Origin of the sequence: Shewanella sp. POL2 (genome assembly GCF_000282755.1) — a bacterium.
GTDB lineage: Bacteria > Pseudomonadota > Gammaproteobacteria > Enterobacterales > Shewanellaceae > Shewanella > Shewanella xiamenensis.
In genome coordinates this window covers 20,206-27,015 of the sequence record NZ_AKZL01000059.1, presented here as the reverse complement: position 1 = coordinate 27,015, position 6,810 = coordinate 20,206, and the positions used below count along the sequence as shown (strand labels likewise).

Annotated in this window: 7 protein-coding genes and 1 pseudogene; 6 read left to right on the top strand and 2 right to left on the bottom strand. The window is 46.4% G+C overall.

The window, feature by feature from the left end:
- Positions 1–745, bottom strand: a pseudogene (locus SHEWPOL2_RS15290) (nucleotidyltransferase domain-containing protein); the annotation flags it as partial.
- A gap of 82 nt (positions 746–827) precedes the next feature.
- Positions 828–1,625, bottom strand: coding sequence for a type I methionyl aminopeptidase (gene map / locus SHEWPOL2_RS15285; RefSeq protein WP_037429568.1), 798 nt, complete (start codon positions 1,623–1,625; stop codon positions 828–830).
- 309 nt (positions 1,626–1,934) lie between these two features.
- On the opposite strand from map, the gene rpsB reads away from it, so the two are divergent.
- The 6 genes from rpsB (at position 1,935) to SHEWPOL2_RS15255 (ending at position 6,808) form a co-directional block, all read left to right on the top strand.
- Positions 1,935–2,663, top strand: a complete 729-nt coding sequence (gene rpsB / locus SHEWPOL2_RS15280; RefSeq protein WP_011071784.1) for a 30S ribosomal protein S2 — start codon at positions 1,935–1,937, stop codon at positions 2,661–2,663.
- A 119-nt stretch (positions 2,664–2,782) separates the two neighbouring features.
- Positions 2,783–3,634, top strand: coding sequence for a translation elongation factor Ts (gene tsf, locus SHEWPOL2_RS15275; protein ID WP_037429566.1), 852 nt, complete (start codon positions 2,783–2,785; stop codon positions 3,632–3,634).
- A 70-nt stretch (positions 3,635–3,704) separates the two neighbouring features.
- Positions 3,705–4,433, top strand: a complete 729-nt coding sequence (pyrH, locus tag SHEWPOL2_RS15270) for a UMP kinase (RefSeq protein ID WP_037416734.1) — start codon at positions 3,705–3,707, stop codon at positions 4,431–4,433.
- A gap of 30 nt (positions 4,434–4,463) precedes the next feature.
- Positions 4,464–5,021 (top strand): ribosome recycling factor, encoded by a 558-nt coding sequence (gene frr, locus SHEWPOL2_RS15265; protein ID WP_037416738.1) that lies wholly within the window; start codon positions 4,464–4,466, stop codon positions 5,019–5,021.
- A gap of 82 nt (positions 5,022–5,103) precedes the next feature.
- Positions 5,104–5,931, top strand: a complete 828-nt coding sequence (uppS, locus tag SHEWPOL2_RS15260; protein ID WP_037416741.1) for a polyprenyl diphosphate synthase — start codon at positions 5,104–5,106, stop codon at positions 5,929–5,931.
- Between the two features lie 19 nt (positions 5,932–5,950).
- Positions 5,951–6,808 (top strand): phosphatidate cytidylyltransferase, encoded by an 858-nt coding sequence (locus SHEWPOL2_RS15255; protein ID WP_037416744.1) that lies wholly within the window; start codon positions 5,951–5,953, stop codon positions 6,806–6,808.
- The last annotated feature ends 2 nt before the right edge of the window (positions 6,809–6,810 follow it).

The following is a 6,810-nucleotide window of genomic DNA, read 5'->3' as shown; positions in this document are numbered from 1 at the left end:
GACAGTCATGTGCAGGGCAAAACGCAAACTTCCACAGAAAGTGCTGACACTCCAGCAGCTCTTCTAATTCGGCGGGTTCTAAAAATTCGTATTGAACCAGTTCTTCTAGGCGTGAGGCGCCAAAGTGGCGCATGGCAACCCAGGCGATGGTTTGAATGTCCCGAAGGCCGCCGGGGCAACTTTTGATATTGGGCTCAAGATCGAAGGCACTCGCCTTGGCATGGCGGGCTGTTTGTTCATCGCGCTTGGCGATAAAGAACTGACTGGAGGTCCAAAAATCGCTTTGACGAATGGCATCGTAGAGCTGGTCAAATAGGCTTTCAGGCCCTGAAAGCAAGCGCGCTTCAAGCAAATTAGTGGCGATGGTAATGTCGTCTCGCCCAAGGCGTAGCGTATCATCAAGGGTGCGGACGCTATGACCAATCTCAAGACTAGCATCCCACAAAAAGGCGATAAACTCGCTGAGCGCGGCTTCCGCTACCGCAGCTAACTCGCCCTCGAAGAGGAATAGCAAATCGACATCAGAGTGCGGATGTAACTCTCCGCGACCATAGCCACCAACGGCAATCAGGGCGATGGGGTATTGATCTAGGCCGTGTTGCAACCACGCCTGTTTTATAAGGGAGTCGACAAACTGACAGCGCTGAGTCACTAGCTCTTCAATCGGGGTTTTGGCTTTGAACCTTGCTAAAAGCGTTTGATTCTGTTCGATTAATGATTGTTTAGCTAGCAGCGCTGTATTCATCGAGTCCCTTGTTTGGATACGTTAAAATATTTGCTACCCACCAAGTTCCAATATGACCTGATGGATAGTTTAACAATTGTCATTAGTGATTAATGATCCGCGGAAAATCTTCCTCATCGCGCAGCGTCAGCACTTCAACACCGGTTTCGGTCACTAATAATGTGTGTTCCCACTGGGCTGAGTTTTTACCATCGGAAGTGGTCACCGTCCAATTATCATCGCGATCTAGCACAGTGGTGTGGCGACCGGCGTTGATCATCGGTTCAATGGTAAAGCACATACCTGGGCGTAAAATGGTGTTGTCACCATTACGGTAGTGCATCACTTGGGGTTCTTCATGGAAACCCGCGCCAATACCGTGGCCACAATAATCTTGCACGATGGAATATTTCTCAAGGCCTGTTTTGCTGGCTTTGATGAATTTTTCAATAGTATTGCCGATTTCACCTAATTTTAATCCCGGACGCACTTTACGGATTGCAAGATAGAGACTTTCTTGAGCGATGCGGCACAGACGTTTGTCCTTAGGGCTGACTTCACCGATTAAGAACATTTTAGAGGTATCGCCGTGGTAACCGTCTTTAATGACGGTGATATCGATATTGAGAATATCGCCATCCTTGAGAACGCGATCGCTCGGAATGCCGTGGCAAATGACGTTGTTTAACGAAGTACAAATCGACTTAGGAAAACCATGGTAGTTGAGCGGGGCAGAAATCGCGCCTTGCTCTTCGGTATATTTGGCGCAGATATCGTTTAATTCATTAGTGGTGACCCCCGCCTTAACATAAGGGGCGATCACTTCTAATACTTGTGCAGCCAGTTTACCTGCCGCGCGCATTTTCTCGATTTCTTCTGCTGTCTTAATGACTATACTCATTGCGTTTTCTCTTGTGTCTTCGGTGTCTATTGGCGCGATCAACCTAATGCAAAAATTTGTGCTTTAGGGCTATTTATGGTATAAAGCGCGCCGTTATGTTTAAGTCTTGATGAATTACCCAAGCTCAGCTTTATCTGCTTTTGGGCGATAGCAAAACTAAAGATGGCGGCCATTATACATGGCAATTTATCTAAATACTAAATCACACACGTGTCGACACATTCTTCGGGGTGCCCTCAGCTGTTAACTGCGGGGTCGAAGACATGGGATACGTGGAGGTCTAACCCCCTAAATTTTAAGGTAATAGAAATGACTACAGTTTCAATGCGCGATATGCTCCAGGCCGGTGTCCACTTCGGTCACCAAACCCGTTACTGGAACCCAAAAATGAAGCCATTCATTTTCGGTGCTCGCAACGGCGTTCACATCATCAACCTTGAGCATACTGTGCCAATGTTCAATGAAGCACTGGCTTTCATCAGCAACGTTGCTTCAAAGAAAGGTAAAGTATTATTCGTTGGTACTAAACGTGCTGCTGGCGAAGCGATCAAAGAAGCTGCTATTTCTTGTGATCAGTACTATGTTGATCACCGTTGGTTAGGCGGTATGCTGACTAACTGGAAAACCGTTCGTCAGTCAATCAAACGTCTGAAAGAACTGGAAAGCCAATCAGTAGATGGTACTTTCGACAAGCTGACCAAAAAAGAAGCGCTGATGCGTACTCGTGAGCTTGAAAAGCTGGAAAAATCTTTAGGCGGTATTAAGAACATGGGCGGCCTGCCAGACGTATTATTCGTTATCGGCGCTGACCACGAGCATATCGCTATTAAAGAAGCTAACAACCTGGGTATCCCTGTTGTTGCAGTTGTTGATACTAACTCTGCGCCAGATGGTGTTAACTACATCGTTCCTGGTAACGACGACGCGATGCGTGCTATTCGCCTGTACACTACTTCTGTTGCTGCAGCAGCTAACGCTGGCCGTGGTCAAGATTTAGCTGTTCAAGCTGAGCAAGACGGTTTCGTAGAAGCCGAATAATAATAAGGCGGGATGAGTTTCATCACCCTTATTAACCAAGATTTTGATTGGTTAACAGGGGCCATTCGGCCCCTGTTTTATATCTGCAAATTAGTCGATTTTTTAGAGAGGATTTAACAATGGCAATTTCTGCTGCCCAAGTTAAAGAACTGCGCGAGCGTACTGGCGCAGGCATGATGGATTGTAAAAAAGCGTTAGAAGAAACCAACGGCGACATGGAGTTAGCAATTGACAACATGCGTAAGTCTGGTGCTGCTAAAGCTGCTAAGAAAGCAGGTAACATCGCTGCTGACGGTACTATCCTGATCAAAAACGGTGAAGGTTTCGCAGTACTGTTAGAAGTAAACTGCCAAACTGACTTCGTTGCTAAAGATGCAAACTTCTTAGGTTTTGCTAACGCTGTTTTAGACGTTGCTGCAGCGTCTAAAGTGACTTTAGAAGACTTAAAAGCCCAATTTGAAGAAGCCCGTGTTGCACTAGTTGCTAAAATCGGTGAAAACATCAACGTTCGTCGCGTTGAGTACATCGACGGCACTAAATTAGCTTCTTACCGTCACGGTGAGCGTATCGGTGTAGTGGTAACTGGTGATGCTGATGACGAAACTCTGAAGCACCTCGCAATGCACGTTGCCGCTTCTAAGCCTGAATACGTTAACCCAGAAGACGTTCCAGCTGACGTAGTCGCTCGTGAACAAGCTCTGCAAATCGAAATCTCTATGAATGAAGGCAAACCTGCTGAAATCGCAGAGAAAATGGTTGTTGGTCGTATGAAGAAGTTTACTGGTGAGATTTCTCTGACTGGTCAAGCTTACATCATGGAACCAAAGAAAACTGTTGGCGAATTCTTGAAAGAGAAAGGCGCGAAAGTCACTAACTTCATTCGTTTAGAAGTGGGTGAAGGTATTGAGAAGAAAGAAGAAGATTTCGCAGCTGAAGTTGCTGCTCAAATCGCTGCTTCTAAAAAGGCTTAATCGCCAACGCTAAATACCCCCAAGACCGCAGCAATGGCTGCGGTCTTGTTATGACCAGGATATAAAAATTATGAGCACCAATCCAAAACCTGCATTTAGACGCATTCTTCTAAAATTAAGTGGCGAAGCACTGATGGGCGACGAAGGCTTCGGCATCGATCCTAAAGTGTTAGATCGCATGGCTCAAGAAGTCAAAGAGCTGGTAGAGTTAGGCATTCAGGTGGGTGTGGTCATTGGTGGTGGTAATCTATTTCGCGGTGAAGGCTTAGCAAAAGCGGGCATGAATCGTGTGGTGGGCGATCACATGGGTATGCTGGCAACGGTTATGAACGGCTTGGCCATGCGTGATGCCCTGCACCGTGCCTATGTTAATGCTCGTCTGATGTCGGCTATCCCATTAAAAGGGGTGTGTGACGACTACAATTGGGCTGAGGCGATCAGCTTATTAAAATCAGGCCGTGTGGTGATTTTTGCTGCGGGTACTGGTAATCCATTCTGTACTACCGATTCTGCTGCTTGCTTACGCGGCATTGAAATCGAAGCAGAAGTCGTGCTAAAAGGCACTAAAGTTGACGGCGTTTATTCTGACGACCCGATGAAAAATCCAGAAGCAGTGAAGTACGATGACTTAACGTACACTGAAGTACTGGATAAAGAATTAAAAGTAATGGACTTAGCAGCCTTTACTATGGCGCGTGACCATGACATGCCAATCCTAGTATTCAACATGAATAAACCTGGCGCCCTGCGCCGAGTGGTCATGGGTGAAGAAGAAGGCACAATGATCAAAGCGAAATAAGTTATTCAATGACCAAGAAGGACATTTAACGTGATTGCAGATATTAAAAAAGATGCTCAAGAGCGCATGGGTAAATGCGTTGACGCGACCAAAAACCAAATGGCTAAAGTACGTACTGGTCGTGCACACCCAAGCCTACTGGACTCAATCCAAGTATCTTACTATGGCACTATGACACCACTGAACCAAGTGGCGAACGTGGGTGTTGAAGATGCACGTACTTTGTCAGTAACCGTATTTGACCGTAGTGCAATCCAAGCGGTTGAGAAAGCGATCATGAGCTCTGATTTAGGGTTAAACCCTATGTCAGCGGGTGCAACCTTACGTATCCCATTACCCGCACTGACGGAAGAGCGTCGTAAAGACTTTATCAAAGTAGTACGTGCTGAGGCCGAAGGTGGTCGAGTGGCGATTCGTAACGTACGTCGCGATGCGATTTCTGACGTGAAGAAACTCGAAAAAGCTAAAGAATGCACTGAAGATGATGTTCGCCGCTTCGAAGAGGAAGTACAAAAGTTCACCGATGCTCACATTAAGAAGGTCGATGAGATTTTAGCGGCCAAAGAAATTGAGTTGATGGAAGTCTAATCTCAAGCGCTATAAGCTAGAGTTGCTACGCCGTGTAGGGGTATACTACACGGCGTTTGTCTATTTTAAAGGGTTGTATTAGATGTCATCCACAGTGGAATTTGATCCGCAATCTAGGCCGACTGAGGCGGATGCTTGTGCTCAGACAAGCTTACCGGAGATATTACCCGAACTCGTTAAACAGTCATTACCTAAGCATGTTGCGATTATTATGGATGGTAATGGACGTTGGGCCCAAATCCAGGGCAAGCCACGAGTGATGGGGCATAAGGCTGGGGTTAAAGCGGTGAGACGTGCGGTGAGCGCGGCCAGCCAGTTAGGGATACAATCGCTGACGCTATTTGCGTTTTCTAGCGAAAATTGGCGTAGACCCGATAAAGAAGTCAGCTTATTGATGGAACTGTTTTTTACCGTATTACAGCGGGAAATTAAGTTACTCGATAAAAACCAGGTCAAATTGAATATCATCGGCGATATCAGTCGCTTTTCTGCGCGTTTACAAAAGCAAATTCGTGCCGCAGAAGCGAAAACTGCGAGCAATACGGGATTGATATTGAATGTGGCGGCCAATTACGGCGGTCGTTGGGACATACTGCAAGCTGCGCAAAAGTTAGCTGAAAAGGTTGAAACTGGCGAAATGACCAGCAGTCAGTTCACTGAAGAAGCCTTGAGTGAACATTTGTGCATGCAAAATCAGAGTGAAGTTGATTTAATGATCCGTACGGGTGGGGACTACCGGATCAGCAATTTTGTACTCTGGCAGGCTGCCTATGCTGAGTTGGTGTTTTTGGACACCCTTTGGCCTGATTTTGATGAACAGGCTTTTCATGAAGCGATTGCCACGTTTGCCAGTCGCCAGCGCCGTTTTGGTTTGACCGGAAGTCAAATTGATGAGATGCGCGCATTGTAAAACGTCATGAGGGATTTTTTTGCTAAAACAACGTATAATAACAGCAATTTGGTTGATTCCATTAGTTTTGGGAGCAATCTATTTACTCCCCGTTGAGTACTTTGCTTGGGCCTTGATCGCCGTGTTTCTGATCGCCGCTAAGGAGTGGGGCAGGATCATCGATAGTCAATGTGATGTCACCCAATGGAGTTTTACTTGTACGGTCGGTATTTTACTGATCGCTCTTAATTTAATTGTTCCCGCCGACACCATTTGGCTTCGGGGGCAAATTCATCCCATTTATCTTGCCGTGGTTACCATAGGTACTTTGTGGTGGATGGTGTCACTGCTGCTGGTGGTCACTTATCCTAAAAGCGCCAAATTGTGGCAAAAGAGTCCGATGCTAAAGTCCATGTTTGGACAATTGACTTTAGTACCTTGTTTTGTGGCACTGATTGCCCTTAAATCGATTAGTTCGCAAATATCGCCTTACTATGGGGCATCGCTAGTATTATTGGTGATGTTGATCGTTTGGGCTGCGGATTCTGGGGCGTATTTTGTGGGCAAAGCTGTCGGTAAAACTAAGCTTATGCCCGCAGTTAGCCCAGCTAAAACCTTAGAGGGTTTGCTCGGTGGCCTAGTGACTACACTAATTGTTGTTGCGGGTGTTATGTATATATCCCCTGAGCAGGAGTTAGGCTTAGTGGTTGCGGTGACCATTTTTGTGGCACTGATTTCAGCCCTTGGCGATTTATCTGAGAGTATGTTTAAACGCGCTGCGTGCATTAAAGATTCGGGCACGATTTTGCCTGGACATGGCGGCGTGCTCGACCGCATCGACAGCCTGACAGCAGCCTTGCCGGTGTTTACCCTAATCTACATTGCATTTTGGATGTAACG

Excerpts from the sequence above, each read along its gene's own strand:
- map (WP_037429568.1), bottom strand. The coding sequence starts at position 1,625 with ATGAGTATAGTCATTAAGACAGCAGAAGAAATCGAGAAAATGCGCGCG.
- rpsB (WP_011071784.1), top strand. The coding sequence starts at position 1,935 with ATGACTACAGTTTCAATGCGCGATATGCTCCAGGCCGGTGTCCACTTC.
- tsf (WP_037429566.1), top strand. The coding sequence starts at position 2,783 with ATGGCAATTTCTGCTGCCCAAGTTAAAGAACTGCGCGAGCGTACTGGC.
- pyrH (WP_037416734.1), top strand. The coding sequence starts at position 3,705 with ATGAGCACCAATCCAAAACCTGCATTTAGACGCATTCTTCTAAAATTA.
- uppS (WP_037416741.1), top strand. The coding sequence starts at position 5,104 with ATGTCATCCACAGTGGAATTTGATCCGCAATCTAGGCCGACTGAGGCG.